Origin of the sequence: Methanocorpusculum sp. GPch4 (assembly GCF_012062385.1) — an archaeon.
GTDB classification, from domain to species: domain Archaea; phylum Halobacteriota; class Methanomicrobia; order Methanomicrobiales; family Methanocorpusculaceae; genus Methanocorpusculum; species Methanocorpusculum parvum.
The window spans coordinates 55,828-76,132 of the sequence record NZ_SIJA01000008.1; the positions used below are offsets into that span (position 1 = coordinate 55,828).

Genomic DNA, 20,305 nt, shown 5'->3' on the forward strand with positions numbered 1-20,305 from the left:
TTGATTTAGTGAAAGAGTTCGTCCATATACTCTACAGATCTTCCTTCCGACTCCTTCTTTGTAAAAACCGTGATCACATCGCCCGGCATGAAGGTGACGTTCCCGCTCGGGATGATCAGTTTGCCCCCCCTTCGAATGGCAATGTAGAGCATATCCTTCATATCCGAAACATCTTTCACCGTCCTGTTCACGCCTTTTGCCCCTTCGCTTGCCGTCACTTCGAAGATACTGCCGCCCTCGATCGATGCCAAAAGCTGGGTGTCAGGATTTTCCGACCAGAGATACAGGCTGCGTGCCACGATCTCATCCGGATTTTCACTGATCCTGACGCCGACTTCTTTGAACAGATCAGCATGTTCTTTCTGATTCACGATCGAAACGAGGGTTTTCACCGCATACTTCTTCGCAAGCCAGCAGGCCATCAGATTCAGCGCATCATCGCTGGTGGTCGCGACAAGTGCATCGGCCCGGTCAATGCCGGCATCCTCGAGAATGGCCTTATCGGTTGCATTTCCGGCGATTGCCAGAAGATCGTGGAGAGAAAGGATGTCTGCGCACTTCTCCTCATCCTTATCGATAACCACAACACTGTGTCCATTCTCCGACGCAATCCCGGCAAGACTTCTTCCGATACCGCCCAGACCAACGATGATGAGATACATGAAAAAACGTATGATGTCTGGTGGTATTATATCTATTCCCTGAAATATACGTATCTGATGAAAATCTGCGGCGTCGATGAAGCAGGCAAGGGACCGGTTCTTGGTCCGATGGTCACCGCAGGCGTTGTTGTTTCGGATCTGGCCGAACTTGCGGCGCTGGACATCAGAGACTCCAAAAAACTCAGCCCGAAAAAACGCGAGAGCCTGTTTGAAGAGATCACTGCTTCATGGCAGACATATACCGTTGTGCGAACTCCTCTCGAGATCGACTCACGCGAGGGTACGATGAATGCATTCACCGCTTCATGCCATGCGGAAGTTGTCCGTGCTCTTTGTCCCGATCTCATCTATCTTGACGCATGCGATGTGAATGCCTTGCGTTTTGGAGAAAATGTTCTTCGGTTGAGCGGCATCTCCGCCGGGGTCTGTTCCGAACACAAAGCAGACGCAAAATTTCCTGTTGTCGGAGCGGCAAGTATTGTGGCAAAAGTCACCCGTGACCGGTGTATTGCCGAACTAAAAAACGAGTACGGCGAGATCGGAAGCGGATATCCGTCAGATCCCCTTACGATCGCTTTTCTTACCGGATATATCCGTGATCACGGCGAAGCTCCGGCCTGCGCCCGCCGATCCTGGCAGACGGTAAAGGATATCATCAACCGATCTTCACAGACCGGCCTGGATGATTTCATCTAAGCAACCTCTTAATCTTTCACCTCCAATACATAGAGAATGGATCTGGGCTGGCTTATTCCGGTATTAATCGCAGTGATGATGTATGCCTGCATATGCTACGCCATCGTAAAATACAATATTCTCCCAAACACCTTCTCCTTCACGGGTCCGTTCCTGATGATCAAAACGACCCGTACCGGTATTTTTGACAAACTTTCCGGATGGAAGCGCCTTCTTCTCATCTATGGAAATGTCGGGGTTATTTTGACCATTCTCTGCGGCATCGTTGTTACGCTGCTTTTTGTCTTCACGGCATTCATGAGCCTTTTCATCGATACAGAGCCGATAGCTCCCCAGAATCTTCTCCTGATCCCGGGAATAAATGAGTATGTTCCCTCGACCTTCGCCGTTTGGTTTGGTCTCATTTTTGCGATGATCATCCACGAGTTCGGACACGGGATCCTTTCACGTGCGGAAAACATCAGAGTCAGATCCACGGGGATCCTTGCCTTCGTCATCCCGGTGGGTGCTTTTGTCGAACCGGATGAAGAGGACATCGCAAACTCTTCGCTTGGAACAAAACTCAGACTCTATGCGGCCGGGATCACGAACAATCTGGTTGTTGGGGGAATCTGTCTCCTTGGTCTCGTGCTTCTTCTTGGTCTCGTCGTCCCCGGGTCGTCCCCCTACGTGTATGGGGTGTACGAAGGCTATCCGGCCGACGAGGCAGGCGTAATGCCGGGAATGATCGTTTATTCGATTGACAACACATCCGTTTTCAGCCTCGCCGACATCTCCGCAGTTCTTGCAGCGACAAAGGTCAACCAGACGATCACCCTGCGTGGAGAATATCGCGGAACTCCTCAGACATATGACATTACGCTCACCTCGATCCCGAAGGATCTTTCTGATCGTCTTTTATCTCCGGGAGAAAACACCGGGTTTATCGGTGTTTCGTTCTCCGAACCGTCTGCCATAACGAATGCTCTGGACAAACTCATGTATCCGGACTCGCCGCTTCAGGCTGCCGGCTCCCTGCTGACCTTTGTGGTCTTACCCTTCTCCTCGATCGCCGGAACGGACGCGCTGAGTTTCCTTATGGTCGACAGTCCGGATCCTGCGATCCTTTCAGCTCCTTTTGCAGGTTTCTGGGAGATCATCCATATCCTCTCCTGGTGTGCCTGGATCAATATCCTTCTCGGCATATTCAATGCTCTCCCGCTTGGTCCGTTTGACGGCGGTCAGATGCTGCGTGAAAGTCTGCGATCCTGGTTTGTCAGCCGGGGAAAGGATGAGAAAACGGCATTCACCATTTGCCGGTCGGTTTCCTATGTTCTCGTCCTGCTGATCGTTATCCCGTTGGTTATGCCGTATCTTTTATAAGAGAAGATTAATTATCCCTCTACCTCACACATAACTATCATGAAGCGTATCGCAGTACTTGCGTCAGGCCGCGGATCGAATTTCCAGGCGATTCAGGATGCCCTTGCAGCAGGCAAAATCAATGGGGAAATCGTTGCTCTTTTGACCGACAATAGGGAAGCCTATGCGATCGAACGTGCAGATACTGCCGGTATTCCTGCAATTGTTCTGAATTACAAGGATTATACCTCAAAAGCAGAGTATGAACGTGACCTTCTTACTGCCATGCAGGATGTTGGGGCTGATCTTTATGTTTGTGCAGGGTATATGCGTATCATCGGTCCGGAGATCGCCCGGGAGTTTTCCGGGAAAATGATCAATATCCATCCGGCGCTTCTTCCGGCCTTTTCCGGTCTGCACGGGCAAAGACAGGCTTTGGAGTACGGCGTAAAAATAGCCGGATGTACTGTGCATTTCGTTGATGAAGGGCTCGACTCCGGCCCGGTCATTTTACAAAAGGCCGTCGAGGTCCTGGATGACGATGATGAGGATTCTTTGTCGGAACGCATCTTAGAGCAGGAACACATTGCGTATCCGGAGGCTGTTGCTTTGTTTTGCGCCGACCGTCTGGCGATCTTCGGCCGCCGGGTAAAAATTCTTCCCGAGGCAAACAATCAATAGGTCTCAGGTAGTATTGTATAAGGCATATTCCCTATGGCAAAAGCAGAGAAAGGCATCTCACCAAAAAAAATCGCTCTGGAACGGATCGATATTTTATTTGAGCGTGCAAAAGAGGCAGAGAACCAGCCTGAATTTTCATCCAGGTATGTCTCTCTTGCACGCGAGATGGCGATGAAGCAGCGTGTCCGTCTGACGAAAGGTCACCGGCGTTCCTTCTGTCCGTCATGTCATGCCTTCTTTGTTCCCGGCAAGAATCTCCGGGTCAGGATCCAGCACGGGAAGATCATCTATACGTGCGGTGTCTGCGGAGCAGTTACCCGTATCCCCCTCAATAAAAAAACCGAATCAAGGTGAAAAACAATCTCAGATATTACAGAATCCTATATCCAGACCCTGAAACCAACCATCTGGGTCGGTAAAAACGGCTACACCGATGATCTCCTTGCAGAGATACGCCGCCAGCTCGAAACACGCAAAGTTATCAAAATCAAATGGCTGCAGAGTTCGGACATGAAGACCGAGGAAGTGCAGGATCTTGCCAGTTCCGTCTCAGCAGAGGTCATCGCCGCGCGCGGGAGAATGGTGGTCCTTGGCGCGAAAAACCGCGGAAAGGTCTTAGAAGCCGGACCTGCGAGAAGAACGCCGCCGAAAAACCTCTCAGCCCGTGACAAGATCAAGTCTTCCTTCATGGGAAGGAAATAAAATCTCACTTTTTTCTAGCGAACATATATTATCTTACGACTCTAATTTATACAGACTGTTAATGTCATCTATTGCGGAAAAGTTCCGCAGTGAAGCATGTCTCCAACATGCGGCATACAGTGAGGATTGTCAATGACTACAGTGTTTGATATTCCGGCAGACTTACTCCTCGCAAAGGTAGCAGACGAACTCAAGAATGAGTCAGTCATCAAAGCACCCGAGTGGGCAGAGTTCGTCAAGACGGGAGTACACAAGGAGATGCCACCGGAAAATCCAGACTGGTGGTATGTTCGTTCCGCAGCAGTGCTGCGCAGAATTTACGTTGACGGCCCGATTGGAGTTGAGCGCATGCGCTCCGTTTACGGCGGTGTGCAGGACCGCGGTTCCAAGCCGTCCCACTTTAGAAAAGGCAGTGGAAGCATTGCCAGAAAAGTCATGCAGCAGCTCGAAGCAGCCGGCTACCTCGAAAAGGTGACTGGCGGCAGAAATGTCTCTGCAAAAGGCCGCAAATTCCTCGACGGCGTTGCTTATTCCTTAAAGGATCAGGCAGTCGAGACTGCGCCCGGACTTGCAAAGTATTAAAATTACATATTGATCAATTCGAGGTGATTCAAGAATGGGAGACGATGAACTCGCAGAGATCCGCCGTCAGCGTATGATGCAGATGCAGCAGCAGCAGATGGCGGAACAAGATCAGATCCAGCGTCAGCAGCAGATGCAGGCACAGATTCAGTCTGTACTCATGCAGGTTATGGAGCCTGAAGCTCGGGAAAGGTTGAACACTATCCGGCTGACAAAGCCTGAGTTTGCCTCTTCCGTCGAGCAGCAGATTGTATCTCTCGCCCAGTCTGGACGCCTGCGTAATAAGATTACCGATGAACAGCTCAGACAGCTGTTAACTCAGATAGTTCCGCAGAAGAAGGAATTCAATATCCGCAGGGTCGGATGAAAGCAGGGGTGCTCTACAGCGGCGGTAAAGACAGCAGTCTTGCCGCGGTTCTCTTATCAAGAGATTATGATGTGGAGCTTTTGACCTTTGTCTTTAATGAGACCCGCGTTGTGCCTTCTATCGAGGCGGCGGCAAAGGAAACCGGTTTTCCCTGGAAGAAACTGGTCTTTGCGCCAGGTTTCCTTGATGAAGTCGTGGACCAAATCGTTCACGACGGACATCCTGCAAATGCTATCAACGAAATCCACCGACGGTCCCTCTGTGCTGCAGCGCAGGAATATGAGGTGGTCGCCGACGGAACCCGACGAGATGACCGGGTTCCGATGCGGACACAGTCTGAAGTGCAGAGTCTTGAGATGAAGTACGGGGTGAGTTATATCCGCCCTTTGCTTGGCATCGGAAAAACAGAGATCATCCGGCTGGCGGAGAAGTTCTTTGAGATCGCCTACGGCGAAACCGGAACGATCCCCAACGGTGACTTCGAAAACGAGATCAGATCTGAAATGACCCGGAGAGGAATAGACTTTACGTCTCTCTTTCCGAAAAATCATGAACAGTCTCTGGTCATCAAGAAAAAAATGGTGAATGAACCATGAGCAAACTTACCAAAAGCCGTAAGATTCGTCTTGCAAAGGCAACCCAGCAGAACCGCCGTGTTCCTGCCTGGGTCATGATCAAAACCAAGCGCACTGTTGTGTCGCATCCAAAGAGACGCAACTGGAGACGCAGCACTCTGAAGGTGTAAAAAAATGGTAGAAGTGCAAAAAGAACAGGTATACGTGATCCCGCTCCGCGATGTTAAGCGTGTTCCGTGCTACAAGCGTGCAAACGCAGCTATCAAAGACATCCGCGGCTATCTCGAGCATCACATGAAGAGTGATGACGTTAAACTCGACAAGAGCATTAACGAACTCGTATGGGCGCGCGGATCCCAGAAACCGCCAAGACGTATTCGTGTTCGGGCAATGAAGTTCGAAGACGGTCAGGTCCAGGCAGAACTTGCTGAGGAATAAATGGACCCGACCCTGTCATTGAATGGTGACCCGAACATCGGCGTGTATGCCCGTGTCTTTGAAGATCTTGCCGTAGTCCCGGTCGAAGCTCCAAAAGAGTTCCGGGACAAAATAGCGGAAGCTTTGGATGTCGAGGTTATCGAAACCTTCATCCAGGGTTCCTCTGTCATAGGTCTCCTCCTCACAGGCAACTCCCGCGGATTTGTCGTTTCCGGTCTCATTCAGGATTCAGAACTCGAAATCCTTCAGGAGTACGGCGACTGCCTGCTTCTTGGAGAAGAGATGAATGCGGCAGGGAACGTAATTCTGACCAATGATTCGTTTGCTGTTGTACATCCTGACATGTCGTCTGCGATGCGCGAAATGGTGGCGGATTTTCTGAAAGTCAAGATCATCCCGATGTCCTTTGCCGGAGTCGGAACGGTCGGCATGACGTGTGCCTGCACAAACGCAGGCATCCTTCTGCCGGCAAGAAGCAGCCCCGAAGAGATCGAAAAACTGGAACGCAGCATCGATAATGCTGATTTGGCAATCGGAACCGGATCCGTAAACATGGGTTCGGGTCTGATCGGCACCGGTCTTCTGATCAACAGCAAAGGATATCTGGCAGGTAACGCTACCACGGGCTATGAACTTGGTAGAATCGAAGATGTATTTGGATTCTTGTGAAAAAATTATTTTTTCACGAGTTGAGCATGCTTTGCAAGAAGTATGCGATTTCTGTGAGGTGAAATAAATGCCGAAATTCGAGGTAAAGGGCACATTCAAAAACGATGGAAAGATGAAGCCCTTCACAAAAACAGTCGATGCACCTTCCGAGAAGCTTGCAGGAGAGTTTACTCTTGCAACGATTGGAAGCAAGCACAGACTCGAACGCAAGTATATTACCATTGACTCTGCAAAGGCTATTAATGGCGAGTAATACTGATCAGGCATCCCTGGAGCAGGAGGTCCGCTCCCTCCAGGCATATGCCAATGAATATTCCCAGCAGTTTGAACTTCTGACCCAGCAGCTCCGGTTCATCGAATCGGCACGCGGGGAAGCATTTGCGTCTATCGAGTCGCTTGAAGCTTTCCGCGGTCTGGAAGGAGATGTCCCCACGCTTCTCAATCTTGGAGGAGGCGTATCGGTTCACGCAACCGTTACCGACACCAAAAACATCATGGTGGGAATCGGCGCAGGCATCACGGTCGAAAAACCGGTCGAAGACGCGGTCACGTTCCTTCGCGACCGGGTCACTGAGATGGATGCATCCGCAAAACGGCTTTCCGAATCTCTTGGAAAGCTTCAGGAACAGATGCGGGCCGTTGAGCAGAGAATGCAGGAAATCTATTCTCAGACTCAGCACCGCTGAACTTCTCTTTTTTTCATTTCTGTTCATCATCACGAAAAACGCCCAAACGTTTCAAAAAAAAGAATGTTATCTTCTTCTGATCAGCAGGAAAGCGGCCGCAAGACCAAAAAGCAGCCCGGCCGGCAGGATCGGTGACTTTGCGCTTCCGGTGTCCGGGAGATCAGGTTCTTCAAGATAAAACGCGTCATCGTCAAGATAATCATCCAGTTCAGCGACCCAGTAACACTTTTCCTCATCCAATGCTGTTCTGACAAGTTCCGCCGCCGGATCCTCGCCGAAGGTAAAACGATCCGCGGAATATACCGTTTCGACCGACTCCTCCTCTTCGTTGTAGATCTCAAGAAGCGGGGTAAACACATCGCCCGGTAAAATTCCCGTGTCTCCCCAGAGATTCGTACGCGAATACCAGCCGTCTTCGGATACGGATTCAACAAACATATCTGTCGTCTTCATCGCGTCCATATCAACAACGGCAGTGATCACCGACGGGACAGTTGTCTCCTTTCCGCTGACCGTTCGAGTCATACTGCCGTAGATCAGATAGACACTGCTGAGAGAATCCTGCTCAACGAACGAATACGCATACTTCATCGTAACAAACACATCAGAGCTTTTCCCCTCGCCGCCGAGAACAAACCATGTCCCGTCCCAGTCCGGATCATCATACTCCCCGCTTGGAACAGAGATCCAGAGCCCGCCGCCCGAGGGAACATAGGTCTCTTCAAGAGGCGTCTGACCGATGATGAGATACTGTCCGTCCTTCAGATACAGATAATCGGCAAACACGATCGTCATCTTGGTTGGATCGTTCACCACGATCGTCCGGCTGTCTGCACTGCTGCTCCTGTATTGGGCGCCAGGCTTTGCAGGGCTGCCGGCTGTGTTCATATATGTTGAAAAATACTCGTACCAGCCGTTTCTTCCAAATGTTATGCTTCGTGGAAACTCGCTGACAAACTCCTCCCGCGGCGCCGCGATCGACACGCCGTGTGCAGCGCTGAAATGGCCTGAGTCTTTTGTCATAAGCACATAATCCCGCAGGGCAGTCTGCAGATCTCCGGCTGCTGTGTGCAGGGAACTCCCCTCTTCGGTGTTGGTCAGGATCTGATCCGCAAATGCATAGAGATCTACCGAGGTCACCGTTGAGCCGTCATCACTCCTTCCATACCCCTGGATAGTTGTGTAGATCCCGCTAAGCGCAGCAAGAGAATCGGCATCGTCAAGAACCTCCCGAAGGGAATGCCCGAGCGTGTCCAGAGAAGAAACAACAGACGGTGTTTTATCGAGACGGACAAGAGAGAATGTTTTTGCATCCCCGTCCTGAACCGAAATAAACGACGTGATGATCGTTTTTCCAAAATCCTCCGGGGTCATTGAAGGATCACTGGAAAGCGCTTTGCCGATCCCGGCATAATTGAGTCCGTCACCCGGCACATTCTCCTCTGACGCCGCCAGATAATCCGCATACGGATGCAAGGCGTCCGCCACCTCAAGCGACGCCATCAGACAGGCGTCAAATATGATCATGTCATACTTTTTGGCGGCGGAAAGACCTTTCTGCAGATCCTCCACGCTCATCCAGGTATCCAGCAGTTCGTTCGCGCCAAATCCCTCATACCCTCCGCCGTGATTCCAGAAGATCAGGTATCTGCTGGCTGAGGTGAGTCCCTCATCGGCAGCATAGGCGTCTGCATACGCCAGACCCTTTGCCAGCGCACCCGGCGAGGAGATATCCAGATCCGGAATGCGGGTCAGAACAAACTCTGTCGGCGTGGCCGGATTCCCGTCGGACCCTACCTCACCGTCAAGAAGATCCTTTTTCAGAAGTTCCAGATTGGTAACGGCAAGACCGTTGTCCCATCCGGTTTTGTCAGCCCCCCCGTAAATAACGATAATATCGCCAATATCCGGATCCCAGCTGCCTGCAAGATCCTGTAAATTCTTTGATCCGTAATGATCCTGCGATTCCAGATCGGAACCGACCATATAGAAAACAAGATAATTCTCATTCGATGCTGAAACCGGCAGGATCATCGCAGAAAGGATAAGCACGATAATTCCTCCAAGGATCAGCGTTTTTTGAAACACGCCGCCCGCTGTCATTTGTACTTCACTCTACGGTCTAAGTATATGAGCGTATTCCTTTGCGGAACTAACAGAGAGGAATTTATATTCACAGGACCGAATGAATAGATAATGTTTGAAGGACTGAAAAATAAACTCGGCCTTGGGAAGAAAAAAACCCCGGCGCCTGAGACGGAAGTGCCCGCTCCCGCCGCCCATACCATAGCAAAGCCCGAGCCGGAGGAGAAAAAAGCCCCGGGCTTCCTCAATAAAATCAAAACCCTTGTCGTAGAACATGAGTTTGTCCTTTCCGAAAAAGATATCGAGGAATCGCTCTTCGAACTCCAGATGGTCCTCCTGGAGTCCGACGTAGCTTATCCCGTCGCCGAGGCAATCACAGAGCACATGAAAAAAGAGCTCGTCGGCACGCACAGGAAACTCCGCGAATCCGCTGACGATGTCGTCACGGACGCTCTCAGACATGCGATCGAAAAGGTGCTTGGTGAAGGATTCGATCTCGTCTCCTATATTAAAAACCATGAAAAGCCGGTCAAGATCCTCTTCACCGGGGTAAACGGGACCGGGAAAACAACTTCGGTCGCCAAGATCGCCCACTATCTTCAGAGTCAGGGACTCTCCGTCGTGGTCGGAGCCGGCGACACGTTCCGTGCCGGGGCAATCGAACAGATCCGTGTCCACTGTGAAAGACTTGGCATCAAACTCATCGCCCATCAGGAAGGAGCCGATCCCTCGGCCGTTCTCTACGACACCGTTGAGTATGCCAAAGCCCACAAGACGGATGTTGTCCTCGCCGATTCGGCAGGCCGGTTCCACAACCGGGTCAATCTCATGAACCAGCTGGAAAAGATCAAACGGGTGATGAAACCCGATCTCGTCTTCTACGTGGACGAGGCCGTAGCCGGAAACGACGCAGTTATACGTGCCGAAGAGTTTGAAAAGACCGTCTCGACAGACGGCGTCATTCTCACCAAAGTCGACATGGATCCAAAAGGCGGTGCTGCCATCTCGATCGCCTACACGATCGGCAAACCGCTCGTTTTTCTCGGAGTCGGGCAGGGGTATGATGATATGAAACCGTTCACCCCTTCACTGATCATTGATGAAATATTCGGAGATGACTAACATGGGACTCGACACACTTTCCAACTCACTCAAAGACGCGATGAAGAAACTCGCCGGCAAAACGGTCATCGACCGTGCCGCCGTCGATGAACTCGTCCGCGATCTCCAGAGAGCCCTGCTCTCTTCTGACGTCAACGTTAAGCTCGTGATGGAGCTGTCCAAACAGATCAAAGCCCGATCACTGGACGAGACGCTCCCCAAAGGGATCAACGCCCGTGAACATGTACTCAGGATCGTTTATCAGGAGCTGGTCAACCTCGTCGGGAAAGAAGCCGAGTTCTCCTTAAAACCGCAGAAGATCCTGATGGCCGGTCTGCAGGGTTCGGGTAAGACCACCACGACCGGAAAACTCTGCCGCTACTTCCAGAGAAAAGGTCTGAAAGTAGGGGCGATCGGCGCCGACAACTTCCGGCCCGGAGCCTATGCCCAGCTCGAAACGCTCTGCAAAAAGATCAATGTCCCAAGTTACGGCGATCCAAAGGAGAAGGATGCTGTCAAAATCGTCAAAGACGGACTTGCCGCCCTGAAAGACATGGATGTCGTCATCGTCGATACCGCCGGACGTCATGCCCTGGAAGATGATCTGATCGATGAGATCACAGAGGTCAATGCGTACCTCAAACCCGATCACCGCTGGCTCGTCATCGACGCGGCTCTTGGTCAGGCGGCCCGTGATCAGGCAAAACGGTTCCATGAAGCGATCGGGATCGACGGTGTTATCGTAACCAAGATGGACGGTACGGCGAAAGGAGGAGGCGCTATGTCAGCTGTCGCCGAGACCCAGTCGGGGATCGTTTTCATCGGTAACGGTGAAACGATCGATGATCTCGAACGGTTCGATGCAAACGGATTCATCTCCCGCCTTCTTGGGATGGGCGATCTCAAAGCCCTCGTCGAAAAGGCTGAAGAGTCCATCAATGCCGAGGACGTCGACGTCAATGCCATGCTTCGGGGTAAGTTTACCCTGAACGATATGTACAAACAGCTCGAAGCGGTTCAGAAGATGGGTCCGTTAAAACAGGTCCTATCCATGCTGCCGATGGGCAACATGAACGTTCCGTCCGACGCGCTGGAAGGGACTGCCGACAAGATGAAAAAGTTTAGGATCATCATGGACTCCATGACGCCTGAGGAACTCGATGAACCATCGCTCATCAACACGTCCAGAATGATGCGGGTCGCCAAAGGGTCCGGTTCAACGATCGAAGAGGTCAGGGATCTTATCAAATACTATAAGATGATGCAGAAAACCCTGAAAGGATTCAGAGGAAACAGGATGGCGATGGGGAAGATGATGAAACAGATGCAGAAAGGCGGCATGGGACCGATGGGTCCGATGTAAAATATCTTTTTTGAATAGTAGTTACGCGGTGCGATCTTAACTGGAAAAAACAGTAGTTCGTATTAGATGTACTTCGGTTTCGTGTACGACATTCTTTTTGACACAAGAGAAAAAACCAACCGCGAATCGGCGCGAATCCGCCCTTCGGGCGATATGAATCGGATTTGCTTATCCTCACTCTCGCAATCCAGCTTCGCTGTCTTGCTCGTCCCTTCATCGGGACCGTTAGGGCAAATCCTGTCGGCGCCCCAGCGCCTCCCAACTGATCTATCTCTTCCTCATTTTGAGACCACAACGCGTAAGTCCTATTCAAAGATTCTTTTAATGATTGGGGATTGGACGAGAGAGAATCCTCTCACGGGAGGCGCTGGGGCGCCGACAGGATTTGCCCAAACGGTCCCGATGAAGGGACGAGCCGTCGTGTTGATAGCGGGTTGGACGCTGAAAGCGGACAACCTTAGCGGAGCAAGGCTTTGCCTTGCGACTAGACACGACGGGCGAGAGTGAGGAAAAGCAAATCCGATTCATATCGCCCGAAGGGCGGATTCGCGCCGATTCGCGGTTGGTTTTTCTCAGCTTTCCACACTCAACAAATTCCTTCCCGAATTGGAGCCACACCAACACCGCGTAATTCCGATTGAAAAAAATTATGCTTTGGTATAGGTCAGATTATAACTGTCCAGCCCTGTTCCATTATCCAGTATAGTAAAACCGATCAGCGCCTCTTTGTAATAATTGATATACATATCCTCTTTGTACGGATACCAGACCATCTCCCACGGCGGTTCGGTCACGCCGTTTTGATCCGTCCAGAGCGAAACACCGGTATTGTCTGGATAGATCTCGTTGGTTATGGTATAGAGCATCCCGTTATATTCATACGCTTCGACGGCCGTCCATGTTCCGGGATATCCGCTGTCGGCATCGCTCCCTTCCCGTACAAAGACCCTTCCTTCTTCATCAGAGGCAAGCGTTCCGTTTTCTGACACGGTCGTCAGCCAGGAGTCATAAGCATAGGAAAATGTGCCGTCGTCGTTTTCGATCCAGGAGATATTTGAGACATATCTGCACCCGTTTGCGTAGACCCAGGTCTCTGTTCCTTTTCTGTCCGGCGTGAACTCCACAATGATCCGTGTCACATCAGGCGAAGGAACGGGCAGCCCCGAGATGTCTTCACTCGTCCAGATCCCGATGATATCGTGCGGGCTGATCACACATCCTGCCGAACAGAGTACTGCTGCTAGGACGGCAAGGGTGAGTATGCTCAGTTTCATGACTATATTAATAGATCCTTTCGCATCTTATATCTGTCGGAGAAGGAAATTTTGCGTCATTTTTTGTACCAAAAATGAGTGTTTACTTACAATTGATGGAGATTATCTCTCCTTAAACCAGATATATTGTCCGCCTGGAAAATTTATTTGTTAAACACACCCGGGTCAGTACACTACTCTCTCCCGTCATCACTCCCCTTTTCCGGCTATCTCCTCCCTGATCCCGAATAAATACTCCTGAGCATAACCGGCATACTGCCCGAAATGGTCTCTTGCAAATGTTCCGGCCTTATTATACGAGAGTTTTTGCGCTCCGCCGAGATACTTCGTCCTAAGGATCCTCTCGATCCATACATCGATCGGAAACGCCTCATACTTTTCAAATGCAAACAAAAGCACACAGTCGGCGACCTTCGGTCCGACGCCCGGCAGCGTCATCAGTCTCTCTTTCGCTGAAAGGTAGGGCAGACGCCTGATCTCATCTGCCCAGCGGGGATTTTCGGCCGCCGTCTTTGCCGCTTTGCAGATGTAGGTATCCCGGTACCCGACTTTACATGCCCGAACGGAACAGATCTCCTCGGCGGCGAGCCGTTCCGCTTTTGGAAACGTGTAAAACACGGAACCGTCCGCCTCGACTCTTCTCCCGTAACTCTTTGAAAGATTCTCGATACGCATCGTGATCCCGGGAATATTCGCACACGTCGCACAAATATACGAAATCAGACACTCCCAGGGATCCTGCCTGATGATCCGAAGACCCCGGCACGTTTCGATCGCCGCATGGATCAGCGGATCCGTATCGATCTCATCCAGAATAGTGTTCAGGGGGACATCCAGTCCGAAGTATCTGACGAGTTCCTCCTCTGCGGGTCCTTCGTACTGCAGCTGTTCTCCTTCCTGCCGGACCTTCCAGACCTTGTCTTTGACCGGCGCATACCAGAATCCGTTCTGCTTTTGCCAGCGAAATGCCTGCCCGCAGGAAACGGTCAGATCCAGCTGAAAAGGGATATCTTCAAGAGAAAATGTCTGCATAAAAAAAAGTTATTCTTTGAGCATCAGAATGCCCAGAAGAACTGCGCCAAGACCGCAGAGTGCGAGAACGAGTCCGAATCCTCCCAGTACGAACTGAATGAACAGATCAAGGTTGAACCATATGCCAAGAATACCTAAAGCGAGAAGAATAATACCTACGATCAGTGTGATAAGTCCAGTTTTATCCATGATACTATGTACTCGGTTTTTGCATATATGCATTGCGTCCCTGTTCTTTATTCCATGTGCAGAAGTATTCTATACTCTTCACAGCAAAAATAGACCATAACCATTCTTTCGGATATTATGAAGAAGAAGACAGCTGACGACGGAGTCGCCGAGGTTATCGGTTTTGTACTGATCATTGCTTTGGTCGTGTCAGTTGCAGCTGTCTGGATCCTCTTTTATATCCCGGCTCAGGGGCAGGCGGTCGAAACAGAACACGCCCGTCTGGTTACAGAAGAGATCGCTGATGTCAAATACGGGATCGATCTGCTGTGGATGAACGGCAAGACCGGTACAAACGCAAGCCGGGTCATCTCCCCGTCCCCGGTCCAGGGAACGGATCTGTCCGGTCTGCTGTTTTTATCTCCGCCCCTTGGCACAGGTACGGTCACCGTGAGCAACGGGACGGCATTTTGGATAAATAGAAGTGGTCAGACCCCTGTCCCGGTTTCTTCTCTTAAAATAACCTTTAACTCGGCGAATTATTACGCGAAGGATCTTCGCATCGTGTATGAAGGGGGAGCGGTGTTTCGGGGACAGAAAAATGAGACGCAGTATGTGATCCTCCCTCCCTCTTCCGGGAACACCAATCTGGTTCTCGTGTGTGTCCCCGCAAACTACACCGAACAGCAGATCCTTGGAAATATCCCCCTCAGTCTTACCTACAAATATCTTGGAAATCAAACCTACTCTACTGCAAATGTATCATTGTACAAGCCCGATCCGGCCAGTCCCTGGAATGCATTTCTCGGATCGTTCGATAAAGTGACCGTCGTCAGATATGATGTTGAGGTAAGGGGGCTGCAATGAACAAAAATGCGGATCCAGGTCTTTCTGAAGTCGTCAGCGTGGCCCTTATCCTGACGGTCCTGATTATTACGATCGCGATGACGGCACTCATTGCTCTTCCCGTCATGGGGACCAATGCGGACCGGGTGCACAACGGGGATGTTCTTCTGGAGTTTTGTCAGATGAAAGCTGATATGGATACCGTCTGGCTGTCCAATTCAACCAATATCACCCGTCAGGCGGTGTTCACGCTCTCGCCCGCCGCCGACCGGACCGAGATCACCGTCTTTCCCAATCTGTTATCAGCGGCGTCATTTGGCAGAGTAACGCTGACGTACGGCGAACAATTCGGACCGTACGCCGCCGTCAGTCTCAACTACACGTCGTCCAATATGTATGACGAGGATATCGCGGTCAGCTATGCAGGCGGCGCGCTTCTTCAGAACGGCCGGATCCTTCTTCCCGGTTCAGGTGTTGGATCGGGCAGATATGTCGTTGTGGTGAACAAAACAAACGTCCCTGAGATGTCGATTGCCGGCGCCGGAGTCGTGACGCTGAATTACCGGCTGGAAGAGATCATCCACCCGGCACCCGGTTCAGCTGATACGAATCATCTCTGTGTGTTTTGGATGGAGCTTCGGTGAGTATGATGGAGAAACGTGATTCCGGTCTTTCTATAGCCGTCGGATTTGTGATGATCCTTTTAGTCATAGCGATGATCATCGGGATGTGGGCGGTCGTCGGCGTTCCTGAGCAGATCAGAGATGCCGAGGAGTATCACGCGATAAAGGTGACGAATGCATTTCTGGATTATAAGATCGCCGTTGACAGTCAGCGGACCCCGGAACTTACCGGGTCAAAAGTCAGCATGCTTATCCCGGCAGCATCCGCCTATGCCGACGGAGCCCTCTTTATGGAAGAGGGTGTTGGAACGCTACGTGTCGATGTCGACGGCACGCCATATAGCACCACTGAAATCAGCCGGCTGTATGCGACGTTTGGAACGACGAACACCCGGATCGGTTATGAGGCGGGAGGAGTGTATAGAAATGATTACGGGCATGCCGCCTGGGTGACGCCGCCTTCACTTACCATAGAAAATTCAGACCCAAATGTCTATGTGAACATGGTCGTTCCGAAGATGCAGGGGTCATTTGCGGTCGGCAGTTCCGAAGGGATCCCGGTGGATACTGGCTTAATCTCCGTTATCACACCCGTAGATATATCAACCAATCAGATGATTGTCATAACCTACACGGCCGATGAACAGTGGGATGCTAATCTATGGAATACCTTTTTCTCTGAAACAGAACTAAAGTATCTGAATGCAGGTGTGGATATCGTGAATGATTTTGACTTATCTGCCAATACTACATGGCTGGAAATTTCCCCCTCGGCGGGTGGAGATATTTATCTGAACGTTATCACCCCGGCGTATATCGTAGATGTCAGGGGGTCCTGATATGAAAAATGAATCAGGTGTCTCCAGTGTCGTCGGCGTTGTTCTTCTGCTGCTTCTGGTCGTTCTCGCCGCTTCGGTGATCGGCGTTACCCTGTCAATGGCCACGCAGAACGCAGCTGAGAGTACGCCGAATGTTATTTTTACTCCTTCGGCCAGTTCCCAGATGCTGTATCACAGCGGCGGAGATATTTTGTACAAAAACCGGCTGGTGTTTTATGACAATGGTGTGGATATAACAGGTCTGACGCAGATCGACGGTGATAATGCCTGGACCGTGTGGCGTACAGGTCAGGCGGTCCAGTTACCTGGAAGTTATTCTGTCAGCAATCTCACTATAATTGCTCTGGATAATCTGGGCCGTGAACAGCTGCTCTATCGTGGTTCGGGCGTACCAACGACACCTTTGCCGACCCCGACAACGCCTACTCCGACCGTGACTCCGACAACGCCGACACCCACTCCGATAACACCTACTCCGACGATAACACCAACGCCGACTCCGGAACCAACGCCCAACCCGTATTATACCGTCGGCAGCGATCATGCTGATGGGTTTGCGACGGTTGGGGAGTTTGTCGAGTCGCTCAACAACTGGTCGAACGCACTGTATGGGGAGGATGTGGCCATGTGTAGTGGCAATGATATCGCCTTCTTTGGTGATGTCCCGATTGGCCGTGAACCGATTCTTATCACGGAGGGGATGGGGACGGTCACCCTAAATATTCTTGGTTCGGGCAGTCTTTCAGAAGTGCAGTTTACCCGTGCACCGGGATATGAAGGTGAACTTCTTGTGATAGCCTCGGCTGCTGAGCTGAGAACCACTGGTGTAAAACTACTAACCCTTGATGGGATGGGTCATGGTGCTGCTCCTCTCCTCTCCATAACGTCTGGTGGGTCTTTGGACGTGCATCAGAATCTCGCATTGATAAATAGTACTAATCCGACAGGAAATGGCGGGGGGTTATATAATGAAGGTGATGTCCAGGTTAGTGTAAATCTAATTATGTATAATAATACTGCAAATAATGGCGGTAGTATCTATAATCGTGGTGATATCACCATTTCTACTTCCATTGTTATCAGAGACAGTGTTGCGTTAGAAAATGGTGGCGGTATCTACAACGAAGGTCAGCTTTCTGCTCCGGCTTCGATAACCGTATCAGGCAATACTGCACGAAATGGCGGTGGCGTGTATAACTCTGGAACGTCTTTTAGTATCACTAAGTGCGACATTTATGACAATGTGGCTTCTGAGAAAGGTGGCGGTATCTATAATGCGGGGAGTAACACCGTCACTATTAACAACGGAAATGCAAAAGTCTATAATAATAGTGCGACAGACGGCGGCGGTGTATATAATGCGGGCATACTCAGCGGAGGGTTCCCGATCACGCACAACACTGCATCCGGAAAAGGTGGTGGAATCTACAACACGGGTACACTCGCCTTCTCGAGTGGTACTCAGCCTGTCTTAGATAATTCTGCGACGTATGGGGGCGGTGTCTATAATGAAGGGACCATGACGACAAAGGGATCTATCTCAGGAAATACTGCATCTACCTCCGGTGGAGGGGTTTATAACAAAGGTACGTATACGTTTTCTTGGACCTCTACTACTAATAGTAATGAGGCGCAGTATGGGGGCGGGATCTATAATACAGGTACAGTTCCGTTCTATGGTGGAAGTATATCTGGTAATACTGCCACAATTCAGGGTGGTGGACTTTACAATACTTATTCATTTACGTTAGGCGGAGGAAGCTCAATTACTGGTAATACGGCTCCCCTTGATCCTAATCGTTATGGATAATAGCTGAAAAAATCCGCGAAACATATACTATCAGTCCACTTGGAATCAATGTAGGATGATGTTGTGATATAAAATTAATTTTTATGTAGTGATGAATACTTCAAGGCACTCCTTTTTTTAACTCTTCACTCCAAAATAAGAAAAGTTTAGAGAACTCGTATGAGCTGGAAGAGAATTATGACAAAACTCCATATTACCGACACAACGCTCCGTGACGCTCATTATTCACTGGCGAAAACGTGTATGCGGACCGAAGACATGATCGGTCTCGCCCGTGAGATGGGAAAAACCGGCTCTCATTGGGTCTAGCATCTAATGTGGGGCAAGTGTTCGGTTTTTCACTTGAAATGGTATGTATTATACAAAATTGCAATTATAAATCTGCGTATATCTCCTCAGAAATGTTTATCGTTGGTTTGATCAAATATATTGTACTTACCATGAAACGTCAGATAGACAATGACGATGGCGTATCTCCTGTTATCGGCACGATTCTTCTTGTGGCGCTGACCGTTGTGCTGGCAGCTCTCGTTTCGGCCTCTGCCCTGGGGATGGCGTCCGGGATTCGGACGAGCCATATCATCGGCGTGAGTGTTGATCCGGGAGAAGAAGGAGAGCTTCTTGTTACTGTTTTCTGCGGGGATGCCGACGATCTTAAGACGATCACGGTGTATAACGGTTCCAGGTTCGTCGATGTGGTGCCTTTTTCTTCGGTCGGCACGCCGCTGAGTTTTAAAAATCCGGCGTCTCTGGCGTCCGGGAAGGCCGATATTTCGGTCGTCGGCAGGTTTAAGGACGGAAATCAGACCCTCTATTCGGGGACTGTTGTTATCAAATAAGGGGAGGCGGGGTTCTGCCATCCACAACGGGATGATGCACATAACCGCCTGATGCGCGAAAAACCCTGGTCTTCTTTTTTACCACCATACCTGAGTATTTATCCAAAAATACGTTCAAATCTGTCGGACAATTTGTTCTCTGTCCGATAGTATTATGATATATTGTATCGTTTTATTACATGCATATTATGAAAGTAAGTACAAAGAAAAACGACGGAGTATCCCCGGTCATCGGTACGATCCTCCTTGTGGCAATCACGGTTGTGCTTGTCGCCATCATCTCGGCTGTCGTCATGGGTATGACCGGCGGGATCGGAACAAGCCATGTAGTTGGCGTGAAAGTAGTTCAGGGCGACGCTTCTAACACCACCGCTTCTTCTCCTGGCGCATCGTTACTCGTGACCATCACCGGCGGCGATACAACAGGTCTGACTAATCTTACCGTTTACAACGGATCGAATCTGGTCAATGTATCGACCGCGACCCCATCCGTAGGTCAGCCAATATCCTTCCAAGGTACGGCAGGTAATGCCAGCAAGTTGAACGCAAGTACAGCCTCAATCTCCGTCGTCGGCACCTTCCCGGACGGCAATCAGACCATCTACACCGGCACGATCAATCTGATATAACCTCACTTTGTGAGGTTTATCCCAATCTTTTTTTTTCTTACAGGTTTTTACTCGCAGCGCTCTAAATCAAAAACTGTACATCTCCGCTGATTTCCTGTGCTGAACACCATCCCGCCCTTCCGCAAAACCCCCCGTCACAAAATCATCATGACCTGGGATATTCTCTGAAATCCTTCCCTTTACCGGCAAAAACGTATTTGACGATACTTGTCACCTACTTGTCGAATCGTTTGACAACAAAACAAACCCCATATCTTCCTTGAAATTGAAAAATACCATATATTATAATTATAATTA

27 protein-coding genes are annotated in these 20,305 nt (G+C 50.3%); 22 read left to right on the top strand and 5 right to left on the bottom strand.

Going from position 1 to position 20,305, the window contains the following annotated elements:
* Positions 1 to 5 precede the first annotated feature (5 nt).
* The gene (locus tag EYA77_RS00370; protein ID WP_042698043.1) at positions 6 to 662 is read right to left on the bottom strand and encodes a TrkA family potassium uptake protein; all 657 of its coding nucleotides are present in this window, start codon (positions 660 to 662) and stop codon (positions 6 to 8) included.
* 57 nt (positions 663 to 719) lie between these two features.
* Here EYA77_RS00370 and rnhB point away from each other — a divergent pair, with 57 nt between their 5' ends.
* The 13 genes from rnhB to pfdA all read left to right on the top strand — a co-directional run bounded on the left by rnhB (position 720) and on the right by pfdA (position 7,399).
* Positions 720 to 1,358: a ribonuclease HII gene (gene rnhB, locus EYA77_RS00375; RefSeq protein ID WP_167815530.1), complete on the top strand. Its 639-nt coding sequence runs from the start codon at positions 720 to 722 to the stop codon at positions 1,356 to 1,358.
* A 36-nt stretch (positions 1,359 to 1,394) separates the two neighbouring features.
* Entirely contained in the window at positions 1,395 to 2,720 is a 1,326-nt protein-coding gene (locus EYA77_RS00380) for a site-2 protease family protein (protein WP_167815531.1), read from the top strand.
* Between the two features lie 39 nt (positions 2,721 to 2,759).
* Positions 2,760 to 3,380: a phosphoribosylglycinamide formyltransferase gene (gene purN, locus EYA77_RS00385; RefSeq protein WP_095641971.1), complete on the top strand. Its 621-nt coding sequence runs from the start codon at positions 2,760 to 2,762 to the stop codon at positions 3,378 to 3,380.
* Positions 3,381 to 3,413: 33 nt separating this feature from the next.
* Positions 3,414 to 3,734: a ribonuclease P protein component 4 gene (locus EYA77_RS00390; RefSeq protein WP_042698034.1), complete on the top strand. Its 321-nt coding sequence runs from the start codon at positions 3,414 to 3,416 to the stop codon at positions 3,732 to 3,734.
* Between the two features lie 39 nt (positions 3,735 to 3,773).
* The gene (locus tag EYA77_RS00395) at positions 3,774 to 4,082 is read left to right on the top strand and encodes a YhbY family RNA-binding protein (protein WP_280841922.1); all 309 of its coding nucleotides are present in this window, start codon (positions 3,774 to 3,776) and stop codon (positions 4,080 to 4,082) included.
* 132 nt (positions 4,083 to 4,214) lie between these two features.
* Positions 4,215 to 4,664, top strand: a complete 450-nt coding sequence (locus EYA77_RS00400; RefSeq protein WP_042698029.1) for a 30S ribosomal protein S19e — start codon at positions 4,215 to 4,217, stop codon at positions 4,662 to 4,664.
* Between the two features lie 34 nt (positions 4,665 to 4,698).
* Positions 4,699 to 5,031, top strand: coding sequence for a DNA-binding protein (locus tag EYA77_RS00405; protein ID WP_095641970.1), 333 nt, complete (start codon positions 4,699 to 4,701; stop codon positions 5,029 to 5,031).
* Positions 5,028 to 5,627, top strand: coding sequence for an alpha hydrolase (locus EYA77_RS00410; RefSeq protein WP_167815532.1), 600 nt, complete (start codon positions 5,028 to 5,030; stop codon positions 5,625 to 5,627). The genes EYA77_RS00405 and EYA77_RS00410 overlap by 4 nt, the downstream gene beginning before the upstream one ends.
* Positions 5,624 to 5,776, top strand: a complete 153-nt coding sequence (locus EYA77_RS00415) for a 50S ribosomal protein L39e (RefSeq protein WP_011833848.1) — start codon at positions 5,624 to 5,626, stop codon at positions 5,774 to 5,776. The genes EYA77_RS00410 and EYA77_RS00415 overlap by 4 nt, the downstream gene beginning before the upstream one ends.
* Positions 5,777 to 5,780: 4 nt before the next feature.
* Entirely contained in the window at positions 5,781 to 6,044 is a 264-nt protein-coding gene (locus EYA77_RS00420; RefSeq protein WP_011833847.1) for a 50S ribosomal protein L31e, read from the top strand.
* Positions 6,045 to 6,713: a translation initiation factor IF-6 gene (locus tag EYA77_RS00425; protein WP_042698018.1), complete on the top strand. Its 669-nt coding sequence runs from the start codon at positions 6,045 to 6,047 to the stop codon at positions 6,711 to 6,713.
* Between the two features lie 67 nt (positions 6,714 to 6,780).
* A complete protein-coding gene (gene rpl18a / locus EYA77_RS00430) occupies positions 6,781 to 6,966 on the top strand; it encodes a 50S ribosomal protein L18Ae (protein ID WP_042698015.1) in 186 nt (61 codons plus the stop codon).
* Positions 6,956 to 7,399: a prefoldin subunit alpha gene (gene pfdA / locus EYA77_RS00435; protein ID WP_167815533.1), complete on the top strand. Its 444-nt coding sequence runs from the start codon at positions 6,956 to 6,958 to the stop codon at positions 7,397 to 7,399. Before rpl18a ends, pfdA begins: the two co-directional genes overlap by 11 nt.
* A 66-nt stretch (positions 7,400 to 7,465) precedes the next feature.
* On the opposite strand, the gene EYA77_RS00440 is transcribed toward pfdA, so the two are convergent.
* Entirely contained in the window at positions 7,466 to 9,502 is a 2,037-nt protein-coding gene (locus tag EYA77_RS00440) for a clostripain-related cysteine peptidase (protein WP_167815545.1), read from the bottom strand.
* Between the two features lie 93 nt (positions 9,503 to 9,595).
* On the opposite strand from EYA77_RS00440, the gene ftsY reads away from it, so the two are divergent.
* Complete coding sequence (gene ftsY / locus EYA77_RS00445) at positions 9,596 to 10,606, top strand: signal recognition particle-docking protein FtsY (RefSeq protein WP_042698007.1); 1,011 nt, start codon at positions 9,596 to 9,598, stop codon at positions 10,604 to 10,606.
* A 1-nt stretch (position 10,607) separates the two neighbouring features.
* Entirely contained in the window at positions 10,608 to 11,948 is a 1,341-nt protein-coding gene (locus tag EYA77_RS00450; RefSeq protein WP_167815534.1) for a signal recognition particle protein Srp54, read from the top strand.
* 647 nt (positions 11,949 to 12,595) lie between these two features.
* Here EYA77_RS00450 and EYA77_RS00455 read toward each other — a convergent pair.
* The 3 genes from EYA77_RS00455 to EYA77_RS00465 form a co-directional block, all read right to left on the bottom strand.
* Positions 12,596 to 13,222 carry a hypothetical protein gene (locus EYA77_RS00455; RefSeq protein WP_167815535.1) on the bottom strand — a complete coding sequence of 209 codons (627 nt, stop codon included), beginning with the start codon at positions 13,220 to 13,222 and terminating at the stop codon, positions 12,596 to 12,598.
* A 189-nt stretch (positions 13,223 to 13,411) separates the two neighbouring features.
* A complete protein-coding gene (locus EYA77_RS00460) occupies positions 13,412 to 14,254 on the bottom strand; it encodes a DNA glycosylase (RefSeq protein WP_167815536.1) in 843 nt (280 codons plus the stop codon).
* 9 nt (positions 14,255 to 14,263) lie between these two features.
* Positions 14,264 to 14,443, bottom strand: coding sequence for a hypothetical protein (locus EYA77_RS00465; protein WP_042697992.1), 180 nt, complete (start codon positions 14,441 to 14,443; stop codon positions 14,264 to 14,266).
* Positions 14,444 to 14,560: 117 nt separating this feature from the next.
* On the opposite strand from EYA77_RS00465, the gene EYA77_RS00470 reads away from it, so the two are divergent.
* From EYA77_RS00470 to EYA77_RS00500, 7 genes are all read left to right on the top strand, one after another.
* Entirely contained in the window at positions 14,561 to 15,289 is a 729-nt protein-coding gene (locus EYA77_RS00470; RefSeq protein ID WP_167815537.1) for a hypothetical protein, read from the top strand.
* Positions 15,286 to 15,912, top strand: a complete 627-nt coding sequence (locus EYA77_RS00475) for a hypothetical protein (RefSeq protein ID WP_167815538.1) — start codon at positions 15,286 to 15,288, stop codon at positions 15,910 to 15,912. Before EYA77_RS00470 ends, EYA77_RS00475 begins: the two co-directional genes overlap by 4 nt.
* A gap of 2 nt (positions 15,913 to 15,914) precedes the next feature.
* A complete protein-coding gene (locus EYA77_RS00480) occupies positions 15,915 to 16,730 on the top strand; it encodes a hypothetical protein (RefSeq protein ID WP_167815539.1) in 816 nt (271 codons plus the stop codon).
* A gap of 1 nt (position 16,731) precedes the next feature.
* Positions 16,732 to 18,540 carry a type IV pilin gene (locus EYA77_RS00485; RefSeq protein WP_167815540.1) on the top strand — a complete coding sequence of 603 codons (1,809 nt, stop codon included), beginning with the start codon at positions 16,732 to 16,734 and terminating at the stop codon, positions 18,538 to 18,540.
* 177 nt (positions 18,541 to 18,717) lie between these two features.
* Positions 18,718 to 18,849, top strand: coding sequence for a hypothetical protein (locus EYA77_RS09910; protein ID WP_280841923.1), 132 nt, complete (start codon positions 18,718 to 18,720; stop codon positions 18,847 to 18,849).
* 131 nt (positions 18,850 to 18,980) lie between these two features.
* Complete coding sequence (locus EYA77_RS00495; protein WP_167815541.1) at positions 18,981 to 19,379, top strand: type IV pilin; 399 nt, start codon at positions 18,981 to 18,983, stop codon at positions 19,377 to 19,379.
* Between the two features lie 188 nt (positions 19,380 to 19,567).
* Entirely contained in the window at positions 19,568 to 20,008 is a 441-nt protein-coding gene (locus EYA77_RS00500; RefSeq protein ID WP_167815542.1) for a type IV pilin, read from the top strand.
* Positions 20,009 to 20,305 lie beyond the last annotated feature (297 nt).

What these genes read in the sequence shown, in the direction of transcription:
- purN (WP_095641971.1), top strand. Translation starts at nt 2,760, where the DNA reads ATGAAGCGTATCGCAGTACTTGCGTCAGGCCGCGGATCGAATTTCCAG.
- EYA77_RS00485 (WP_167815540.1), top strand. Translation starts at nt 16,732, where the DNA reads ATGAAAAATGAATCAGGTGTCTCCAGTGTCGTCGGCGTTGTTCTTCTG.
- EYA77_RS00450 (WP_167815534.1), top strand. Translation starts at nt 10,608, where the DNA reads ATGGGACTCGACACACTTTCCAACTCACTCAAAGACGCGATGAAGAAA.
- EYA77_RS00425 (WP_042698018.1), top strand. Translation starts at nt 6,045, where the DNA reads ATGGACCCGACCCTGTCATTGAATGGTGACCCGAACATCGGCGTGTAT.
- rnhB (WP_167815530.1), top strand. Translation starts at nt 720, where the DNA reads ATGAAAATCTGCGGCGTCGATGAAGCAGGCAAGGGACCGGTTCTTGGT.
- EYA77_RS00440 (WP_167815545.1), bottom strand. Translation starts at nt 9,502, where the DNA reads ATGACAGCGGGCGGCGTGTTTCAAAAAACGCTGATCCTTGGAGGAATT.
- EYA77_RS00480 (WP_167815539.1), top strand. Translation starts at nt 15,915, where the DNA reads ATGATGGAGAAACGTGATTCCGGTCTTTCTATAGCCGTCGGATTTGTG.
- EYA77_RS00495 (WP_167815541.1), top strand. Translation starts at nt 18,981, where the DNA reads ATGAAACGTCAGATAGACAATGACGATGGCGTATCTCCTGTTATCGGC.
- EYA77_RS00465 (WP_042697992.1), bottom strand. Translation starts at nt 14,443, where the DNA reads ATGGATAAAACTGGACTTATCACACTGATCGTAGGTATTATTCTTCTC.
- EYA77_RS09910 (WP_280841923.1), top strand. Translation starts at nt 18,718, where the DNA reads ATGACAAAACTCCATATTACCGACACAACGCTCCGTGACGCTCATTAT.
- ftsY (WP_042698007.1), top strand. Translation starts at nt 9,596, where the DNA reads ATGTTTGAAGGACTGAAAAATAAACTCGGCCTTGGGAAGAAAAAAACC.
- EYA77_RS00420 (WP_011833847.1), top strand. Translation starts at nt 5,781, where the DNA reads ATGGTAGAAGTGCAAAAAGAACAGGTATACGTGATCCCGCTCCGCGAT.
- EYA77_RS00405 (WP_095641970.1), top strand. Translation starts at nt 4,699, where the DNA reads ATGGGAGACGATGAACTCGCAGAGATCCGCCGTCAGCGTATGATGCAG.
- EYA77_RS00470 (WP_167815537.1), top strand. Translation starts at nt 14,561, where the DNA reads ATGAAGAAGAAGACAGCTGACGACGGAGTCGCCGAGGTTATCGGTTTT.
- pfdA (WP_167815533.1), top strand. Translation starts at nt 6,956, where the DNA reads ATGGCGAGTAATACTGATCAGGCATCCCTGGAGCAGGAGGTCCGCTCC.
- EYA77_RS00455 (WP_167815535.1), bottom strand. Translation starts at nt 13,222, where the DNA reads ATGAAACTGAGCATACTCACCCTTGCCGTCCTAGCAGCAGTACTCTGT.
- EYA77_RS00390 (WP_042698034.1), top strand. Translation starts at nt 3,414, where the DNA reads ATGGCAAAAGCAGAGAAAGGCATCTCACCAAAAAAAATCGCTCTGGAA.
- EYA77_RS00415 (WP_011833848.1), top strand. Translation starts at nt 5,624, where the DNA reads ATGAGCAAACTTACCAAAAGCCGTAAGATTCGTCTTGCAAAGGCAACC.
- EYA77_RS00370 (WP_042698043.1), bottom strand. Translation starts at nt 662, where the DNA reads ATGTATCTCATCATCGTTGGTCTGGGCGGTATCGGAAGAAGTCTTGCC.
- rpl18a (WP_042698015.1), top strand. Translation starts at nt 6,781, where the DNA reads ATGCCGAAATTCGAGGTAAAGGGCACATTCAAAAACGATGGAAAGATG.
- EYA77_RS00460 (WP_167815536.1), bottom strand. Translation starts at nt 14,254, where the DNA reads ATGCAGACATTTTCTCTTGAAGATATCCCTTTTCAGCTGGATCTGACC.
- EYA77_RS00500 (WP_167815542.1), top strand. Translation starts at nt 19,568, where the DNA reads ATGAAAGTAAGTACAAAGAAAAACGACGGAGTATCCCCGGTCATCGGT.
- EYA77_RS00380 (WP_167815531.1), top strand. Translation starts at nt 1,395, where the DNA reads ATGGATCTGGGCTGGCTTATTCCGGTATTAATCGCAGTGATGATGTAT.
- EYA77_RS00410 (WP_167815532.1), top strand. Translation starts at nt 5,028, where the DNA reads ATGAAAGCAGGGGTGCTCTACAGCGGCGGTAAAGACAGCAGTCTTGCC.
- EYA77_RS00400 (WP_042698029.1), top strand. Translation starts at nt 4,215, where the DNA reads ATGACTACAGTGTTTGATATTCCGGCAGACTTACTCCTCGCAAAGGTA.
- EYA77_RS00475 (WP_167815538.1), top strand. Translation starts at nt 15,286, where the DNA reads ATGAACAAAAATGCGGATCCAGGTCTTTCTGAAGTCGTCAGCGTGGCC.